Source organism: Kosakonia beeri (genome assembly GCF_054165705.1).
This window is the reverse complement of sequence record NZ_CM135106.1, coordinates 4799339-4817391: the sequence shown is the minus strand read 5'-3', so window position 1 is coordinate 4817391 and position 18053 is coordinate 4799339. Positions and strand designations below refer to the sequence as shown.

The 18053-nt window shown below is 51.3% G+C and carries 16 protein-coding genes; 10 read left to right on the top strand and 6 right to left on the bottom strand.

All coding sequences use genetic code 11. The annotated features are described in order from the left end of the window. Positions 1–28 precede the first annotated feature (28 nt). The gene (gene rhaA / locus ACUY4S_RS22770; RefSeq protein WP_458022948.1) at positions 29–1288 is read right to left on the bottom strand and encodes an L-rhamnose isomerase; all 1260 of its coding nucleotides are present in this window, start codon (positions 1286–1288) and stop codon (positions 29–31) included. Next, positions 1285–2754: a rhamnulokinase gene (gene rhaB / locus ACUY4S_RS22765; protein ID WP_312691517.1), complete on the bottom strand. Its 1470-nt coding sequence runs from the start codon at positions 2752–2754 to the stop codon at positions 1285–1287. Before rhaB ends, rhaA begins: the two co-directional genes overlap by 4 nt. Positions 2755–3059: 305 nt before the next feature. Between rhaB and rhaS the strand changes: the two genes are divergently transcribed. Further along, positions 3060–3896: an HTH-type transcriptional activator RhaS gene (rhaS, locus tag ACUY4S_RS22760; protein WP_312691518.1), complete on the top strand. Its 837-nt coding sequence runs from the start codon at positions 3060–3062 to the stop codon at positions 3894–3896. A gap of 73 nt (positions 3897–3969) precedes the next feature. Next, on the top strand, positions 3970–4818 hold the full coding sequence (gene rhaR / locus ACUY4S_RS22755; protein ID WP_312691519.1) for an HTH-type transcriptional activator RhaR: 849 nt from the start codon (positions 3970–3972) through the stop codon (positions 4816–4818). Here rhaR and rhaT read toward each other — a convergent pair whose 3' ends face one another. Continuing rightward, on the bottom strand, positions 4819–5853 hold the full coding sequence (gene rhaT, locus ACUY4S_RS22750) for an L-rhamnose/proton symporter RhaT (protein ID WP_458022949.1): 1035 nt from the start codon (positions 5851–5853) through the stop codon (positions 4819–4821). 288 nt (positions 5854–6141) lie between these two features. Between rhaT and sodA the strand changes: the two genes are divergently transcribed. Both sodA and kdgT read left to right on the top strand, forming a co-directional pair. Beyond that, positions 6142–6762 carry a superoxide dismutase [Mn] gene (gene sodA, locus ACUY4S_RS22745; RefSeq protein ID WP_458022950.1) on the top strand — a complete coding sequence of 207 codons (621 nt, stop codon included), beginning with the start codon at positions 6142–6144 and terminating at the stop codon, positions 6760–6762. Positions 6763–7010: 248 nt separating this feature from the next. Next, positions 7011–7994: a 2-keto-3-deoxygluconate transporter gene (kdgT, locus tag ACUY4S_RS22740; RefSeq protein ID WP_312691522.1), complete on the top strand. Its 984-nt coding sequence runs from the start codon at positions 7011–7013 to the stop codon at positions 7992–7994. A gap of 59 nt (positions 7995–8053) precedes the next feature. On the opposite strand, the gene ACUY4S_RS22735 is transcribed toward kdgT, so the two are convergent. Continuing rightward, positions 8054–8947 carry a dihydrodipicolinate synthase family protein gene (locus tag ACUY4S_RS22735; RefSeq protein ID WP_458022951.1) on the bottom strand — a complete coding sequence of 298 codons (894 nt, stop codon included), beginning with the start codon at positions 8945–8947 and terminating at the stop codon, positions 8054–8056. Positions 8948–9106: 159 nt separating this feature from the next. Here ACUY4S_RS22735 and yiiM point away from each other — a divergent pair, with 159 nt between their 5' ends. Beyond that, the gene (gene yiiM / locus ACUY4S_RS22730; protein WP_458022952.1) at positions 9107–9781 is read left to right on the top strand and encodes a 6-hydroxyaminopurine reductase; all 675 of its coding nucleotides are present in this window, start codon (positions 9107–9109) and stop codon (positions 9779–9781) included. Positions 9782–9826: 45 nt separating this feature from the next. Here yiiM and cpxA read toward each other — a convergent pair whose 3' ends face one another. After that, a complete protein-coding gene (cpxA, locus tag ACUY4S_RS22725) occupies positions 9827–11200 on the bottom strand; it encodes an envelope stress sensor histidine kinase CpxA (protein ID WP_312691525.1) in 1374 nt (457 codons plus the stop codon). Beyond that, on the bottom strand, positions 11197–11895 hold the full coding sequence (gene cpxR / locus ACUY4S_RS22720) for an envelope stress response regulator transcription factor CpxR (protein ID WP_312691526.1): 699 nt from the start codon (positions 11893–11895) through the stop codon (positions 11197–11199). Before cpxR ends, cpxA begins: the two co-directional genes overlap by 4 nt. 151 nt (positions 11896–12046) lie before the next feature. Between cpxR and cpxP the strand changes: the two genes are divergently transcribed. The 5 genes from cpxP (at position 12047) to ACUY4S_RS22695 (ending at position 17937) form a co-directional block, all read left to right on the top strand. Then, on the top strand, positions 12047–12550 hold the full coding sequence (gene cpxP / locus ACUY4S_RS22715) for a cell-envelope stress modulator CpxP (RefSeq protein ID WP_312691567.1): 504 nt from the start codon (positions 12047–12049) through the stop codon (positions 12548–12550). A 210-nt stretch (positions 12551–12760) separates the two neighbouring features. Beyond that, positions 12761–14563 carry an LTA synthase family protein gene (locus ACUY4S_RS22710; protein WP_458022953.1) on the top strand — a complete coding sequence of 601 codons (1803 nt, stop codon included), beginning with the start codon at positions 12761–12763 and terminating at the stop codon, positions 14561–14563. A gap of 187 nt (positions 14564–14750) precedes the next feature. After that, positions 14751–15635, top strand: coding sequence for a CDF family cation-efflux transporter FieF (fieF, locus tag ACUY4S_RS22705; RefSeq protein WP_312691527.1), 885 nt, complete (start codon positions 14751–14753; stop codon positions 15633–15635). Between the two features lie 203 nt (positions 15636–15838). Beyond that, on the top strand, positions 15839–16801 hold the full coding sequence (gene pfkA / locus ACUY4S_RS22700) for a 6-phosphofructokinase (RefSeq protein WP_312691528.1): 963 nt from the start codon (positions 15839–15841) through the stop codon (positions 16799–16801). 146 nt (positions 16802–16947) lie between these two features. Continuing rightward, complete coding sequence (locus ACUY4S_RS22695) at positions 16948–17937, top strand: sulfate ABC transporter substrate-binding protein (RefSeq protein WP_312691529.1); 990 nt, start codon at positions 16948–16950, stop codon at positions 17935–17937. Positions 17938–18053: the final 116 nt, after the last annotated feature.

Here is an 18053-nt window from a genome sequence, read left to right as displayed (position 1 = left end):
TCACCCTTGCCGGGGAGGGGTTAACGGGTTACCCGCGCTGGCTTAATACGTCTTTCTCATACGCGCGCACGCTTTCCAGCCACTGGCTACCTGCTGGGGTATCGTGGCGCTGGCAATACATCTCCCATACTGCCTGCCACGGCAGGGATTTTTGCTCTTCCAATAAGGCGAGCCGCGCGGTGTAATCGCCATCGGCTTCCAGTTTGCGCAGCTGCTCAACCGGTTCCAGCAATGCGCGCAGCAACGCTTTTTTCATGTTGCGCGTACCGATCACCCATGCGGCGATACGGTTAATAGAAGCGTCAAAGAAATCGAGACCGATATGCACGCGGTCAAACAGTTTGTGGCGGATGATTTCACTGGCAATGGCCTGGGTTTCATCATCCAGCAACACGACGTGGTCGCTGTCCCAGCGTACCGGGCGGCTGACGTGCAGCAGCAGACGCGGAACATAGAGCATGGCGGCGGAGATCTTGTCGGAGATCACTTCAGTCGGATGGAAGTGCCCGGCATCCAGACACAGTGCAGTCTGGCGGGTGGTGGCGTAGCCCAGATAGAACTCGTTGGAGCCCACGGTGTAACTTTCAGCACCAATACCGAACAGCTTGCTTTCGACGGCGTCGATATGGTGTGCCGGGTTAAGTTTTTCGCTGATGGCTTCATCCAGCGCATTTAGCAGACGCTGGCGGGGTGCCAGGCGGTCAACGGTGATGTCTTTCATGCCATCCGGGATCCAGATATTCATCACCGACGGCGTACCCAGTTGTTCACCGAACCAGGCAGAAACGCGGCGGCTGGCTTTGACATGGTCAATCCAGAACTGGCGGATCTCATCGTTAGCATGCGACAGAGTAAAGCCGTCCGCGCTCAGCGGGTGTGAGAAGCAGGATGGGTTAAAATCCAGCCCCAGTTTGTTGGTTTTGGCCCATTCCACCCAATTTCTGAAGTGCTCCGGTTTGATCTGATCGCGGCTCACCGGGGCATCTGCTTCCAGATAAAGCGCATGCAGGTTGACACGTTTGGGGCCGGGGATCAGGCTCAGCGCTTGCTCCAAATCGGCACGCAGTTCCATGGCGTTACGCGCTTTGCCAGGATAACTGCCGGTAGCCTGGATCCCGCCGGTCAGGCTACCTTCCGGGTTTTCGAAACCGGCTACATCATCGCCCTGCCAGCAGTGCATTGAGACCGGCAGGCGATCAAGCTGACGCAACGCCTCCTCGACATCAATACCCACAGCGGCGAAACGCTGTTTAGCAATTTCCCAGGCTTGTTCAAGTTGAGTGGTCATGCGCAAAGCTCCTTTGTCTGTCGTTTTTGCTGAAAGCGCGCGACATAGCGGGCGATTTCATTATCAGGATTGGGGGTAAAGGTGATCAGGTCGTGGTTAGCGACGACCACCTTGCGGAAGTCATCAACGTGGGTCAGTTCATCCAGCGTCATCAGTTGAATGCCGATATTGCCGAGCGTGGAGGCCTCAACCGGGCCAGCGATCACTGGCAGGCCGCAGGCGTCTGCGCACAACTGGTTCAGTAGCTGGTTCTGACAGCCGCCTCCGACAATATGCAGACGGGTAAAGGGGTGACCGCGCAGGCTCGCCAGTTCACCGAGTACGTCGGCATACAGCAGCGCAAGACTGTCGAAAATACAGCGCGCCAGTTCAGCCGAACTTTGCGGGGCCTGTTGGCCTGCTTCCCGGCAGGCGGCCTGGATTTCGGCACTCATATTGTCCGGGTTGATAAAGCGCTCATCGTTTGGATTGATGACAAAACAGCACGTGGCGATCTGTTCCGTTTGGGCAATCAGCGCCGGGAGATCGGTAATGCTTTGCTCTTTCAGAACGCGTTGCAGCAACCAGAGCCCCATGATGTTTTTCAGCACCCGATAACGCCCTTCTGCACCGCCTTCGTTGGTAATATTGGCCGCCAGCGCGTTCTCGCTGGTGTAAGGGGTTTTGCTCTCAAAACCCATCAGCGACCAGGTGCCTGACGATAAATACGCAGCATCTTTATCTGCCAGCGGTGCGGCAATAACGGCGCTGGCGGTGTCGTGACTGGCGACAGCGACGACTGGAATGCGATGATTCTGCGGGCACACCCAGTGACCAATCACATTTCCCGGGTGCGTTGGCGTGCCGAACCAGCGTGCAGGAACGCCAGCCCAGTCCAGCAGCGTGCTGTCCCAGTTATCTGTGTTGATGTTGACCAGTTGCGTGGTGGTGGCGTTGGTATATTCCCAATTCAGATTGCCGGTAAGACGGTAGCTAAAGTAATCCGGGATCAGCAGAGCATGATCGGCTTGCTCCAGTAATTCAGGCTGCTGTTCCGCCAGCGCCCGCAATTGATACAGGGTGTTGAACGGTAAAAACTGAATGCCGCTGCGCAGATAAATGTCGGTTTTGCCCGGTGCTTGCATCGCACGGTTCATGATGCCGTCGGTACGATTGTCGCGGTAGGCAACAGGCAGGCCGACACGTTCACCATGGCGGTTTATCAAAACATAGTCGACGCCCCAGGTGTCGATACCGATGCTGTCAGGTTGAATACCTTCTTCACACACCTTTTGCAGACCGAAGCGGATTTCGGCTTCCAGGCTATCAATATCCCAGCAGTCAACACCCTCAACCTTTTGCAGGCAGTTAACGAAACGGTGGATTTCGCGAAGCGAAAGTGTGCGTTGTTGGCGATCGTAACGCGCCAGCATGACGCGTCCGCTGGACGCGCCTAAATCAACGGCAACACAATGGCGAAAAGTCATGAGCGGGTCCTTCTTAGAGTCATTGCGAACAGTCTAAAAAAGGGCGAGGCGTTGTACCTTCTTGTTACGGACAGCGGCGATTTAGCGCTGGCAAGAAAGCAAAGATGAACGTGAGAGAGTTCACAGTTTCCAGTTATGGCGGGGTTTTCGGCCATTGTGACCCTGGCCACATTTCCCGATCTTTCCCGCCGTTTCTTGAAAAAACGGCAGGCTATGCGCGAAATAGTGTCGAAAATTTAAGGTGAGGTTGAGAACCCTTAATTACTATTTTGAGAACGTTTCTCATTGTTGGGTTGGGGGCAAGTATGACCGTACTTCATAGCGTGGATTTTTTCCCGTCAGGTAAATCACCTGTTGCCATTGAGCCGCGATTACCCCAGGCGGCTTTCCCTGAGCATCATCATGATTTTCATGAAATTGTGATCGTTGAGCATGGTACCGGCATTCATGTTTTTAACGGTCAGCCCTACACCATCAGCGGCGGTACAGTGTGCTTTGTGCGCGACCATGACCGGCACTTGTATGAACATACTGATAACCTTTGCCTGACGAATGTTCTGTACCGTTCGCCGGAGGCATTCCAGTTTTTATCGGGGCTGAATCAGCTTTTACCGCAAGAGCAGGATGGCCACTATCCGTCGCATTGGCGGGTGAATCAGCAGGCGCTTACGCAGGTTCGTGCCATCATCGGTCAGATGGAGGCGTCGGATAGCGAAATGGACACCCATGGCATTGCCAACCGTGAGATCTTGTTTATGCAGTTGCTGGTTTTATTGCGTAAAAGCAGCCTGCAAGAAGGGGCGGTGAATAATGATGCCCGATTGAATCAGTTGATGTTGTGGCTGGAAGATCACTTTGCGGAAGATGTGTGCTGGGAAACGCTGGCGGAACACTTTACGCTCTCACTGCGCACGCTGCACCGCCAGATGAAGCATTCTACGGGCCTGACGCCGCAGCGCTACCTCAACCGGTTAAGGCTTATTAAAGCGCGCCATATGCTGCGCCATAGCGATGACAGCGTAACGGATATTGCCTTCCGTTGTGGGTTTGGCGACAGCAACCACTTCTCAACGCTGTTCCGTCGTGAGTTCAACTGGTCGCCGCGCGATATCCGTCAGGGGCGTGATATGCTGCTTCAGTAACGAGAAGGCTATCACCGATTTTTTGCCGTGGATCCGCTAATAATGGCAGGTTGTTCACGGCAGAGGTGGCGTTGTGGCAGGTCAGTTAATCCTTCGTAAAGCAGACTTCTTTCCCCGCGCTGGCCAGGCCGTTGCGGTGGCGGATCGCTATCCGCAAAATGTCTTTGCCGAACATACCCATGAGTTTTATGAACTGGTGCTGGTATGGCGCGGCAACGGTTTGCATGTGCTTAATGGTCGCCCTTACCGCATTACCCGCGGTGATTTGTTTTATATCCGTGCGGAAGATTGCCATTCGTACGCGTCGGTTAACGATCTGGTGCTGCAAAATATTATCTATTGTCCGGAACGGCTGACCTTAAATCTTGATTGGGCAGCGCATATTCCCGGCCTGCATGGCTCAAATTGGGTACCGCACTGGCGTATTGGTAGCACAGGTATGGCACAGGCGCGGCAGGTCATTACGCAACTTGAGCATGAGAGCGCAAGGCCCGATCCGCTCGACAATCTCATGGCGGAAACACTGTTCGCGCAGCTCATATTGACGCTAAAACGCCACCGTTTCGCCACCGATAATCTTGCGGCCACCCACAGTGAAGCCCTGCTGGATAAGTTGATCACTGCGTTGTCCGGTAGTTTGAACCGCAGTTTTGTGCTGGAGCAGTTTTGCGAGCAGGAGCAGTGCAGTGAAAGGGCGTTGCGTCAGCAGTTTCGCACCCAGACCGGAATGACCATCAACCACTACTTGCGTCAGTTGCGTATTTGCCATGCGCAGTACCTGTTGCAGCATTCTGAGCAGATGATCAGCGAAATCGCCATGCAATGCGGGTTTGAAGACAGTAACTACTTTTCGGTGGTGTTTAGTCGTGAGGTAGGGATGACGCCAGGTCAGTGGCGTCATCGTAGTCGTATTGCAGCCTGATCAACTGGCCATGCCGAGGCCAACGATGTTGGCGGCGACAATGATCACCACACAACCCAGACTGAGAACCCCGACCGGCTGGCGGCCGGCGTTTTTCCACTCTTTCAGAACCAGCCCAACGATACCGCCGCACAGCACATAGAAGCTCATGTGCAGCATCCAACTGATGTAATCATACTGGGCCGGGATGCGTGCGTGACCCCACGCATAAAAAAAGAACTGCAAATACCACATCAACCCACCCAACGCGGACAGCAGAACATTACTAATAAGTAGCGGTTTTGCCAGCGAGAAGTCGGCTTTTATCGACAAGTTTTTCATTTTTGCCAGACGAATAAAACAGAAGCCGAGGTTTACCAGCGCACCGCCGCCCATGATCACCACATAGCTGGGCAATGCGGTGTATAGCGGGTCGATTCCCAGTGCTGCTGCGGCCTCGTGCATCGGTTTTGCGGCATTCATGGCGAAGGACATGCCAGCGGAAAACACGCCGCACATAATGGCCAGCGCCAGCCCTTTTTTCAGGCTGAACTCTTCTGCTTTGATGCCCATTTTGCGTTCTTTCAACTGGCCCGCACGCGTCACAATCGCCACGCCAACAAGGGCAACCAGCACGCCGAGCAACGTCATGCGACCGCCAGGGGTGCCAATTAACACATCGAAGTTACCATTAATAATCGGCGTCATTAGCGTACCGACAATCAGGGTGATGCCAATCGCGATACCAATGCCCATCGACATGCCCAAATAACGCATGGTCAGGCCATAGTTAATGTTGCCGATACCCCACATGGCGCCGAACAGGAACACTGGCAGTAGTGTGGAGGCATTAAACGAGCTGAAATAAGCCCAAAAATCAGGCAATAACAGCGCGCTGATAGTCCAGGGAAGGATCAACCAGGAGACGATGCCGCCGATTGACCACATGGTCTCCCAGGACCAGTGTTGCACTTTTTTAAACGGGGCATAGAAACAGGCTGCACTGGCCGCACCTATCAAATGCCATAAAATACCCATCGTAATCGCGTTACTCATTTTGGATCCTCTTTGTTTTTATCGCCGGGATACGAGCAGCCGACCCGATGAGTGTAAAAATCAGGCGCAGGATTAACCTTGAGGCGTTTGCCGCGTAACGGCGGGAGCTGGCAATGAGCGCGTTATGGAGGTGAGCGGCTTCACAATTTCAGTAACATAACCAAAAGTTATAACCTTATAAAAACTACGGCATTGATAAACATTTTCAATATCATTTAATTAACTATAATGAACCAACTGCTTACGCGGCATTAACACAGTAGCCGCTTACCTTTAATGGAGATGATCATGAGCTATACACTGCCTGCTCTGCCGTACGCGTATGATGCCCTTGAACCGCACTTCGACAAGCAAACGATGGAAATCCATCACACCAAACATCACCAGACTTATGTGAACAATGCAAACGCAGCGCTGGAAAGCCTGCCGGAGTTCGCAAATCTGCCTGTTGAAGAACTGATCACCAAGCTGGATCAGCTGCCAGCAGATAAAAAAACCGTGCTGCGTAACAACGCAGGCGGCCACGCTAACCACAGCCTGTTCTGGAAAGGCCTGAAAAAAGGCACCACCCTGCAGGGTGATCTGAAAGCCGCTATCGAACGTGACTTCGGTTCCGTTGATAACTTCAAAGCTGAATTTGAAAAAGCGGCTGCAACCCGCTTTGGTTCCGGCTGGGCGTGGCTGGTGCTGAAAGGCGACAAACTGGCGGTCGTTTCGACAGCAAACCAGGATTCCCCGCTGATGGGCGAAGCGATTTCTGGCGCGTCCGGCCTCCCGATCGTGGGCCTGGATGTGTGGGAACATGCTTACTATCTGAAATTCCAGAACCGCCGCCCGGACTATATTAAAGAGTTCTGGAACGTGGTGAACTGGGACGAAGCTGCTGCCCGTTTTGCTGCGAAAAAATAAGACGATTTCGTCGCTCACCCTGAGGTGAGATAAACCCCCGCCAGGCACTGCCGACGGGGGTTTTTTTATGGCAAAGTGTGAGCGCGCTAGCTAATAAAAACATTGATCCTAAAATAATGAAATAATGTTTTGTTATGTACGGTTGATCACTTTTCCCTCTCCGAAGTGGTTCTAACATCCTGTCATCAGCGCTGAGCGTCCCTCGGTCGGCGCAGCAAAATCAGTGGGTTTTGACGACAGGTGAATATATGCAAATCAAACGTGCAATAGAGAGAATTCCGGGCGGTATGATGCTGGTTCCCTTGTTTATCGGTGCGTTGTGCCACACTTTTGCGCCCGGTGCGGGAAAATATTTCGGCTCCTTCACAAACGGGATGATCACCGGCACGGTGCCGATTCTGGCGGTGTGGTTTTTCTGCATGGGGGCGTCGATCAAGCTGAGCGCTACCGGGACGGTACTGCGTAAATCCGGTACGCTGGTGGTGACAAAAATCGCCGTGGCATGGGTAGTGGCCGCCGTTGCGTCACGCTTAATCCCCGCGCATGGCGTAGAGGCGGGTTTCTTTGCCGGGTTGTCGACGCTGGCGCTGGTGGCCTCGATGGATATGACCAATGGCGGGCTTTATGCATCCATCATGCAGCAATATGGCACCAAAGAGGAAGCCGGGGCCTTTGTGCTGATGTCGCTCGAATCCGGGCCGTTGATGACAATGATTATCCTTGGTACCGCTGGGATCGCCTCCTTCGAGCCGCACGTGTTCGTGGGGGCTGTGTTGCCCTTTCTGGTCGGCTTCGCGTTAGGGAACCTGGATCCGGAACTGCGAGAGTTCTTCAGTAAAGCCGTACAGACCCTGATCCCGTTTTTTGCTTTCGCGCTGGGTAATACCATTGATTTAAGCGTGATTGCTCAAACCGGGTTGTTAGGCATTCTGCTGGGGCTGGCGGTGATTGTAATTACCGGAATTCCGCTGATCATTGCCGACAAAATGATTGGCGGTGGCGATGGCACTGCCGGGCTGGCAGCCTCCAGCTCTGCGGGTGCTGCGGTGGCCACGCCGGTGCTGATTGCTGAAATGGTGCCGGACTTTAAAGCGATGGCACCCGCAGCGACTGCTCTGGTGGCGACCTCGGTAATTGTCACCTCAGTTCTGGTGCCGATTTTGACGTCTCTCTGGTCACGTAAAGTGAAAGGCAATGAGGCGGAAATCATAATACGCAATACGGTGAAATAACCCTTACCTGGATGGCGCTACGCATGTGCCAGATCTGTTAAGCGTTGCGCCATCCGACATTATTGGGTGCCAAAAACCCGATCAATAATATTGCACTGGTCTTCGTTAAGCGCTCCGCCCATGTTGCGTGCAGTTGGCGTGCAATAACCGAACTTACGCGAAACCACAGTTTTAATGGTGGTGACAAAATCATCGCCAATGGCATAAATCGCCATAAATTTGCCGATTTCGCGTTGCACAATCTCCAGCGCGGCTAAATCCTTTTGCTGCCAGGCTTCGCGAGCTTTCACAAACAGCTCCGGCATCACGTTGTTCAGCCCGGAGATCACCCCGGCGCCACCCGCCAGCAAATTGGGAATGTAGTACTCGTCATAACCGGAAAGGACCGCAAAATCGGAGCGCACTTGTTGGGTGGCAATGATCATATTGCGGGTGTGCGACTGGCAATCCACCGTATCTTTGATACCGGCAAAATTCGGGAACTCCGCCGCCAGCGTCGCCACTAAATCTGCCGTTAAATCACAGCCGGTTCGTGCCGGAAAATTATACGCAAACCATTTGCCGCTGAACGCGTTACCCAGTGCGCGAAAATAGTTCAATAATTGCCTGGCAGTCTGCCCATAGTAATAAGGCGGTAGCGCCATTACCGCTTGGTAACCTGCGCTGTACGCTTCTGCTGCCATCAACAGCATATCGTTAAAGCAGGTCGAAGAGACATTGGCGACCATGACGCCGGAAGACATTGCGCGAGCTTCGCGGATCAACAGCAGCCGTTCTTCGAGTGAGAGGGAGGCGAACTCGCCAATACTGCCCATCAACAATATTACGTCGATTTTCGCCGCACTTAGGCGTGCGAGATGTTGACGCAATCCGTTAAAATCAATCCGTCCTGCGCTGTCCATTGGCGTAATAGAAGGACACCAGACGCCGGAGAAAGGGGTTACCTGGCTCATTATAGAGTCTCCTTGATGAATGAAATGGCGTTTCAAATATCAAGTAAGTGATAGCACGTCTTGTGCGGCGGCAAGCCAACCAATGTCGCATTTCTGGGTGTTTGCCGGGTAAAAAAATCGAAGTTAACAGCGTGACAGATAAAAATCTAAGGAGAGAAAATGCGCCATCCGGTTGATGTGTTTATGGGTAAAGTCAGGGATTACGCGGGCAGTCGCCCAAGCGCTATCGCAAAATTACAGGTTGAAGGTGAACTGATGCTCACCGGGGCAGGGCTGGCGGGCGATGAGCAGGCTGAACAGAGTTACCACGGCGGCCCGGATCGTGCACTCTGCCATTATCCACGTGAGCATTATGCCTGGTGGGCTGAGCGTTTCCCCGAGCAGGCATCGTTGTTTTGCGCCCCGGCTTTTGGCGAGAACCTTTCCACGTTTGGTCTGACGGAAAAGACGGTGTTTATCGGTGATATTTTCCGTTGGGGCGATGCCCTGATTCAGGTCACGCAGCCGCGCTCGCCCTGCTTTAAACTTAACTTTCACTTTGCTATCAGCGACATGGCATCACAGATGCAGGCAAGCGGTAAAGTCGGTTGGTTGTATCGGGTGATTGCAGCGGGGCGCGTCTCAACGGATTCGCCGCTGGAGCTGGCGTCACGGGTTAGCGATGTGAGCGTTGATGAAGCGGGTGCGATTGCCTGGTATCAGCCGTTTGATGATGAGCAGTACCACCGTTTGTTGTCGGCAGCAGGGTTATCGGCCAGCTGGACGCGAACGTTACAGAACCGGCGGATCCACGGCAAAATTGAAGATGATTCCCGTCGGTTGTGGGGTAAATAATCGCGGGCAAGAAAATGCCCTCTCTTGCCGGGAGAGGGCATGCAGTCATGCGCGTTTGTATAACGGCAGCCAGAGCGTTAAGCGTAAACCGCCCAGCGGGCTGTCATCCGCTTTTACCCAACCGCGGTGCTGCTGGATAGCGGTTTCTACAATCGCCAGTCCCAGCCCGGTGCCGCCGGATTCCCGATCACGTGCTTCATCTGTCCGGTAGAACGGGCGGAAAATCTGTTCGCGATCTTCCGGGCTGACGCCAGGACCGTCATCATCAACGTTGATGGTGATGCCGTCTTTATCCACCGCAAAGCTGACTTCGATTTTGCTGTGTGAGTAGCGCAGCGCATTGCGGACAATATTCTCCAGCGCACTTTCCAGCGCGTTCGGGTTTCCGTACAGCGGCCATGGCCCCGGCGGGAAATTGACCGTCAGGGATTTCCCCATCTGTTCTGCTTCAAAGGCGGCGTTATCCAGCACCTCTTTCCACATTTGGTTAGCTTTGACCGTTTCGCTCACCAGCGCATTTTTTTGCTGATTACGCGACATGACCAGCAGGTCGTTTATCATGCCATCCAGTCGCTGTGCTTCCGTTTCAATTCGTTCCAGCTCTTTGCTTTCGCCACTGCGGCGACGCAGCAACGCCGTACCCAGTTGCAGGCGCGTAAGCGGTGTACGCAGTTCGTGAGAAATATCGGAAAGCAGGCGCTGCTGCGCGGTTATCATGCGCTCCAGTGCCGTTACCATCTGGTTAAAACTGGCACCGGCGGCGAGAAACTCCTGTGGCCCGGCTTCCAGCTCCGGATGTTGCCGTAAATTGCCCTGGGCGACTTCGTCGGCTGCATTTTTCAGTTTACGCGCCGGTTTTGCCAGGCTCCATGCCAGCCACAGCAACAAGGGTGAACTGATCAGCATGGTGACGATCAGCAGTAACAGCGGGCGATCGAACAGCAGGTTGATAAAGTCGGATTGCGAGCTGCTGGCAGGTCGAATCAAATAGAGTTGGTAGTTATCTTCGCCGTCACGCACTGAAAAAGGGCCGACCATTTCTACCCGGCCATATTTTTTCTTCTGCGGATGATCGGAGTTGTCTGCCTGGCCAATGAAATTGCGGATGATCTGCATTTCATTGCGCTCGGCACCAATGACGCGGCCTTCGCTCGTCACCAGCAGCAGTCGTTGACCCGGCGGCGCCCATTTGTCGATGGCGCGAAACAGCCTGCGCCACCACATCAGGTCGTTAGGTGGATCGTTAGAGAGTTCTGCTTCGACATGCTGCTCGATCATCACCCCCTGACGCTGCTCACTGTCGAGCAGTTCTGTCATTTGGCGCGAATCAAGCTTCGGCACCATCAATACCAGCATCAAAACCAGCGCCAGCGTGAGCCAGAAAATGGCAAAGATGCGGGCAGTCAAACTTCCTATCATGAAGCGGATACCATCAGATAGCCGCGACCACGCAAGGTTTTAAACCACGGGTGCCCATCTTTGCGGTCCGGCAGTTTGCGACGCAGGTTCGAAATGTGCATATCGATGGCGCGGTCAAACGGCGTTAAGCGTTTGCCCAGAACCTCCTGGCTCAGGTGTTCACGAGAAACCACCTGACCCAAATGCTGAGCCAGCAAGTAAAGCAGGGTGAACTCCGTGCCCGTCAGCTCCAGCGCCGTGCCATCAAAGCTGGCCTCCTGGCGACCCGGATTAAGGCTTAATGCATCCACTTCCAGCGTTGGGGAACTGTTATCGCTGTTCTGCTGTTGTTCACTCCAGTGTGAACGGCGCAGGATCGCACGGATACGTGCAACCAGCTCACGGTCATTAAACGGTTTCGGCAGGTAGTCATCCGCGCCCAGCTCAAGGCCAAGAACGCGATCAAGCTCGCTGCCGCGTGCAGTCAACATAATCACAGGCGTCTGGTGTGTCTGACGTAGCTCTTTAAGGGTATCAATGCCGTTTTTCTTCGGCATCATCACGTCGAGCAAAAGCAAATCGATACTGTCGTCGAGGAGGTCGAGCGCCTGTTCCCCGTCATGAGCAACGAGCACATTAAAACCTTCCATGTCGAGTAGCTCTTTTAACAGGGATGTAAGCTCTCGGTCATCATCTACTAAAAGGATTTTATTCATTGTTTAAATACCTCCGAGGCAGAAATTACGTCATCAAGAGTCGCTAATCCATGACTTTACGTTGTTTTACACCCCCTGACGCATGTTTGCAGCCTGAATCGTAGACTCATTCTCGTTGATACGCGATACGGAAATATTACTGGAGTAAATGATGCGCAAAGTTACCGCTGCCGTCATGGCCTCAACGCTGGCGTTAAGTGCTGTTAGCCAGGCGGCTGAGGTCGTAACAGGCGATAACTGGCACCCGACTGATAGTCTCGCGCAGCGCAGTGTCCAGAACCATATGTTCGACGGAATTAATTTAACCGAACAGCAACGTCAACAGATGCGGGATCTCATGAGACAGGCACGACACGATCAGCCTCCTGTTAATGTTAGCGAAATGGAGACAATGCACAGTCTTGTCACCGCAGAAAATTTTGATGAAAACGCTGTGCGCGCTCAGGCAGAAAAGATGGCGCAGGAACAGGTGGCTCGTCAGGTTGAAATGGCAAAAGTCCGCAACCAGATGTACCACCTGCTCACGCCGGAGCAGCAAGCGGTTTTAAACCAGAAGCATCAACAACGGATGGAACAACTGCGAGAAATTGCGCAGATGCAGCAAAGTTCCCCGTCAACAGTGTTAAGTAGCAGCAGTACCCGGCATTACCAGTAACAAACCCTGTTTTCCTTGCCATAGACACCATCCCTGTCTTCCCCCTCATGATGAGGGGGTTTTTTTTATACCACGATTTTGCAAATTTGCCCTATAAAAGAACAAAACTTGCCGTATTCTCACTTTTTTACACATTTTAACCTGTGTCAAAATAATATATGAGTAGTATCATGGTGTAAAAATTATTATTTTATTTCAGGCGCCAGGGAAATGTTAGATAAAAACATGGTTAATAATTTTATAAAATTGTGCGGTGGCTTTATTAAGGGAGCCCTTCTTGAAGTTCTGTGTGTTTCTGTTATTGTATTTCTCCTCAAAAGATCGCTAGATATTCTAGGGGATAGTCCATATGGAATAAATGCTCATGAAGTAATTAGGATGTATTGGATGTCTGCTCCTGTGATTCTTTTATATCTTATTCTTCGTTTTGTTAACGCAAGGGTTTTTATTTCTCTATATGTAACAGCACTGGTTTCCATTGTTGTTGCTTTTATTAGCACTACAAAAATATCACTGACAGAACAGCCACTTTCTTTTAACGATATCGTGGCTGGATCAAATATCACATTAGCAACAAAATATCTTTCATTGGATAAGATTTTTCTTTGTGTTGCTGTGGTTTTGGTTGGTGTGTTGCTTTATTTTTTAGATAAAAAGATTCGTTTTTTAAAAGGGAATAAGATTGCGGTTTTTTTATTGTTAATTATTACTGCGCCGATGGCATTTTCTCCATATTTTAATAATATAGGAATCATGCCGGGATGGGTAAAAGAGGGTATTAACAGGCTCAATAATAAATATGAAATGAACTATTTCTCATGGGATTGGCCTGGCAATGTGAAACGGCATGGATTGCCGATGCATTTAGTGCAGACGAGTGTACGCCTTTCTGTGCCAACGCTGTCTGTTGATAACATTCGTGAATATCGTACCTTACGTGATGCTTATGCACATGTCACACCTAAAAACAAAACTGTTATTTTCATTTTGTGTGAATCATGCTGGTACGATAATAAAAACTTTATAGAGCTCTACCAGCCCTTGTTGGATAATGGTTTTACGGCTATGCGCGCTACTTCTCCGCATTATGGTGCAGGAACGGCTAACATTGAATTTGAAATGCTAACTGGCCTGCCAAGCAATAGTAAATACCTTTCCGGAATAATCTATCAGGAGTATGTAGATATATTCAAGGACAATGCCGAATCCTTTGCTAGTGTTTTAAATAGTAAAAACTATTTTTCATTCGCTGCACATAATAATAATCGAGCATTCTGGCGCAGAAATGATGTATACCGTAAATTTGGTTTTGACCAATTTGTCGATATAACACAAATGGGCGATGTCCCAAGTGAAATAGCTAAAAATAAGAAGCCCTGGCAGTGGCAAACAGATGATATTGTTCTTTATCGCTCGGCTTTAAAAGCGTTGAATGAGCACCATGGTAAACCAATGTTCATGAATCTGATTACTATGTCAACGCACGGCCCTTACCCCTATCTCAATAATGATAGCGGTGAAGGTGTCTACAAATATGAGGTAGAGGAATCTTTATCCCGCCTGCTGGAATTCTCCCGGCAGGTTGAAGCAATTGATAAAGACGCCGTGATTGTGGTTTATGGCGATCATAAACCTGCGTTGAATAAATATTTTTATGAAAAAGACGTTCTTGCGCATAATCTTTATTCGACGACTGGTGTAAAAGATGAAGATTTTACTTTTCGTGCGGGCATCAATCCGCTGGACTTTGGCGATGTGCCTGTGCTGGTGAAATCCAGTGACAAAGAGGCCGTCGCGCAGTTTGTGCGGGCCGCGAATAAAAAGCCCTATTTCTGTGTGGCGTCATTGGCTGATAAATATTTTATCCAGTCGGGTATGTTTGCCGTCACTTATACCCAGCAGCATGGTTGCCAGGATCCTCTTTATAGCGATTATAACGGCTATCAACATTTAATCGGTCAGGTACCTGCGTGGCTCTATTCTGTGTCACTGTTTGAAAACGTGACGCAGTAAAAATCGTCAGGGAATTGGCTATCATCTGTATGTCTGCGAATGACATCAACGATGGTAGTCGATTCCCTATAGAAACAAGGGCTTCTATCGCATCATACGGTTTGCTATCACCTCTTCTTACGTTTAATCCTTTCATTGCCGCCCGCACCATCCGTTATAATTTCTGCATAGAAAAGCAGGAGCCTCTATGAATGAATCCTATGGGCGGCTGGTCACCCGCGCCGCAGTCGCCGCGACAGTCATGGCATCGTCATTACTGGTCATTAAAATCTTCGCATGGTGGTTTACCGGTTCAGTCAGTATCCTGGCAGCCCTGGTTGATTCGCTGGTCGACATTGCCGCGTCGCTGACCAACTTGCTGGTAGTGCGTTATTCACTCCAGCCTGCGGATGAAGAGCATACGTTCGGCCACGGCAAAGCGGAATCACTGGCTGCCCTGGCGCAAAGTATGTTTATTTCCGGCTCGGCATTGTTTCTGTTTTTGACCGGTATTCAGCATCTCGTCAAACCTGAACCTTTGAATGCGCCAGGCATTGGTGTGGTAGTCACTGTGGTCGCGTTGCTCAGTACTGTGATTTTGGTCACTTTTCAGCGCTGGGTGGTGCGTAAAACCCAGAGCCAGGCCGTGAGGGCGGATATGCTTCATTATCAGTCTGATGTTATGATGAACGGCGCAATCCTTATCGCTCTTGGTTTGTCATGGTATGGCTGGCACCGGGCAGATGCATTATTTGCGCTGGGTATTGGCGTTTATATTTTGTCCAGCGCGTTACGCATGGGTTACGACGCAGTCCAGGCATTACTGGATCGTGCATTGCCCGACAACGAGCGTCAGGAAATTTTCGAAATCGTTATTTCCTGGCCGGGCGTCAGCGGTGCACACGATCTTCGCACGCGGCAGTCAGGGCCGACTCGCTTTATTCAAATTCATTTAGAAATGGAAGATAACCTGCCGCTGGTTCAGGCTCATCGGGTTGCCGATCAGGTCGAGCAGGCGATTCTGCAGCGTTTTCCGGGATCGGATGTGATTATTCATCAGGATCCTTGCTCCGTTGTCATTCAGGGACGATAAGCAATTAAAAGCTTTCGTTTTTCAGTGGAAAAAAAATGCGTCAGGCCTGCTTTTTGTGTATAAATTATCACCATTTGGCCTGACCTGAATCAATTCAGCAACCAGGGATTGATATACTATTTGCAGCATAGTTGTTCGCTCCCATTGGGGAGTCGCTTCGGGCCACAGAATTTTATTTTGCATTCCTAAGTTCAGAGGTAGTCATGATTAAAAAAATCGGTGTGTTAACAAGTGGCGGTGATGCGCCAGGCATGAATGCCGCGATCCGCGGTGTCGTCCGCGCAGCATTAACAGAAGGTCTTGAAGTTGCAGGGATTTATGATGGTTACCTCGGCCTGTACGAAGACCGTATGATCCAGCTAGACCGCTACAGTGTATCCGACATGATCAACCGCGGTGGTACGTTCCTGGGTTCTGCCCGCTTCCCGGAGTTCCGTGAAGAGCATATCCGCGCCGTGGCTATTGAGAACATGAAAAAACGCGGTATCGACGCGCTGGTTGTTATCGGCGGCGACGGTTCCTATATGGGTGCTAAACGCCTGACGGAAATGGGCTTTCCGTGCATCGGTCTGCCAGGCACCATCGACAACGACGTAGCGGGTACTGATTACACCATCGGTTACTTCACCGCGCTGCAAACCGTGGTTGAAGCTATTGACCGCCTGCGTGACACTTCCTCCTCTCACCAGCGCATCTCCATTGTTGAAGTGATGGGGCGCTATTGCGGCGATTTGACCCTGGCGGCGGCCATTGCCGGCGGTTGCGAGTTTATCGTTCTGCCGGAAGTGGAATTCAACCGCGAAGATCTGGTGTCGGAAATCAAAGCCGGCATCGCGAAAGGTAAAAAACACGCGATTGTGGCCATCACTGAACACATTTGTGATATCGATGAACTGGCGAAGTATATTGAAAGCGAAACTCAGCGTGAAACGCGTGCTACCGTGCTTGGTCACATCCAGCGTGGCGGTTCGCCGGTTCCTTACGACCGTATTCTCGCTTCCCGTATGGGCTCGTACGCTATCGAACTGCTGCTGCAGGGCTACGGCGGTCGCTGTGTCGGCATCCAGAACGAAAAAATGGTTCACCATGACATCATTGATGCTATCGAAAACATGAAGCGTCCGTTTAAAGGTGACTGGCTGGACTGCGCGAAAAAGCTTTATTAATTACCGATACGCCCTCAAATACGAGGGCGTTTTTTCACTTCTGATATTCCCCCAAGTTATAGCAAATCTTTTTTTATTCTTTATTCATTGATTCGCTTTCTGGCACTCTGAGGCCATCAAAATAGCTAACCTTGAGAGAGTGGGCGATGAATAAATGGGGCGTGGGAATAATACTACTGCTGGCTTCCACCAGCGTTCTGGCAAAGGATATCCAGTTATTAAACGTATCTTACGATCCAACGCGCGAATTGTATGAACAATACAACAAGGCGTTCAGTGCGCACTGGAAACAAGAAACCGGTGATAACGTTGTGATTCGCCAGTCGCATGGCGGTTCCGGCAAACAGGCGACCTCTGTTATCAACGGTATCGACGCGGATGTCGTGACGCTGGCGCTGGCTTATGACGTTGACGCTATCGCTGAACGCGGGCGCATTGATAAAAACTGGATCAAACGCCTGCCAGATAACTCCGCGCCCTATACCTCAACTATCGTTTTCCTGGTACGTAAAGGCAACCCGAAACAAATTCATGACTGGAGCGATTTGATCAAGCCCGGCGTCTCGGTGATCACGCCGAACCCAAAAAGCTCCGGTGGCGCACGCTGGAACTATCTGGCGGCCTGGGGTTACGCCCTGCATCAGAATGGTGGCGATCAGGCGAAAGCTCAGGAGTTCGTGAAGGCGCTGTTTAAGAACGTAGAAGTGCTGGACTCTGGCGCACGCGGCGCAACCAACACCTTTGTAGAACGTGGTATCGGCGATGTGCTGATTGCCTGGGAAAATGAAGCACTACTGGCGACCAATGAACTGGGTAAAGATAAGTTCGAGATTGTGACGCCGAGTGAATCGATCCTTGCCGAGCCGACAGTGTCGGTGGTGGATAAAGTGACGGAGAAAAAAGGCACGCAAAAAGTTGCCGAGGCTTACCTGAAGTATCTTTATTCACCGGAGGGCCAGGAGATCGCAGCGAAGAACTTCTATCGCCCGCGCGATCCGCAGGTCGCCGCGAAATATGCTAATGCGTTCCCGAAACTGAAACTCTTTACCATTGATGATGAGTTTGGTGGCTGGACCAAAGCGCAGAAAGAGCATTTCTCTAATGGCGGTACTTTCGACCAGATCAGTAAGCGTTAATTCTTCCTCTTCACATCGCCCTCGCATGAGGGCGATGTCGTTTGGTTCTGGCAAAATTCTGGATTTCCAACTTCCCTGGCGTTTTGCGCTATCATTCCGATTCTTTCAGCAAAGGA

Bases quoted from the DNA above. Each gene is read 5' to 3' on its own strand.
- cpxP (WP_312691567.1), top strand. From the start codon at position 12,047: ATGCGCAAAGTTACCGCTGCCGTCATGGCCTCAACGCTGGCGTTAAGT.
- sodA (WP_458022950.1), top strand. From the start codon at position 6,142: ATGAGCTATACACTGCCTGCTCTGCCGTACGCGTATGATGCCCTTGAA.
- ACUY4S_RS22710 (WP_458022953.1), top strand. From the start codon at position 12,761: ATGTTAGATAAAAACATGGTTAATAATTTTATAAAATTGTGCGGTGGC.
- ACUY4S_RS22735 (WP_458022951.1), bottom strand. From the start codon at position 8,947: ATGAGCCAGGTAACCCCTTTCTCCGGCGTCTGGTGTCCTTCTATTACG.
- rhaT (WP_458022949.1), bottom strand. From the start codon at position 5,853: ATGAGTAACGCGATTACGATGGGTATTTTATGGCATTTGATAGGTGCG.
- kdgT (WP_312691522.1), top strand. From the start codon at position 7,011: ATGCAAATCAAACGTGCAATAGAGAGAATTCCGGGCGGTATGATGCTG.
- rhaS (WP_312691518.1), top strand. From the start codon at position 3,060: ATGACCGTACTTCATAGCGTGGATTTTTTCCCGTCAGGTAAATCACCT.
- rhaA (WP_458022948.1), bottom strand. From the start codon at position 1,288: ATGACCACTCAACTTGAACAAGCCTGGGAAATTGCTAAACAGCGTTTC.
- cpxR (WP_312691526.1), bottom strand. From the start codon at position 11,895: ATGAATAAAATCCTTTTAGTAGATGATGACCGAGAGCTTACATCCCTG.
- pfkA (WP_312691528.1), top strand. From the start codon at position 15,839: ATGATTAAAAAAATCGGTGTGTTAACAAGTGGCGGTGATGCGCCAGGC.
- ACUY4S_RS22695 (WP_312691529.1), top strand. From the start codon at position 16,948: ATGAATAAATGGGGCGTGGGAATAATACTACTGCTGGCTTCCACCAGC.
- cpxA (WP_312691525.1), bottom strand. From the start codon at position 11,200: ATGATAGGAAGTTTGACTGCCCGCATCTTTGCCATTTTCTGGCTCACG.
- fieF (WP_312691527.1), top strand. From the start codon at position 14,751: ATGAATGAATCCTATGGGCGGCTGGTCACCCGCGCCGCAGTCGCCGCG.
- rhaB (WP_312691517.1), bottom strand. From the start codon at position 2,754: ATGACTTTTCGCCATTGTGTTGCCGTTGATTTAGGCGCGTCCAGCGGA.
- yiiM (WP_458022952.1), top strand. From the start codon at position 9,107: ATGCGCCATCCGGTTGATGTGTTTATGGGTAAAGTCAGGGATTACGCG.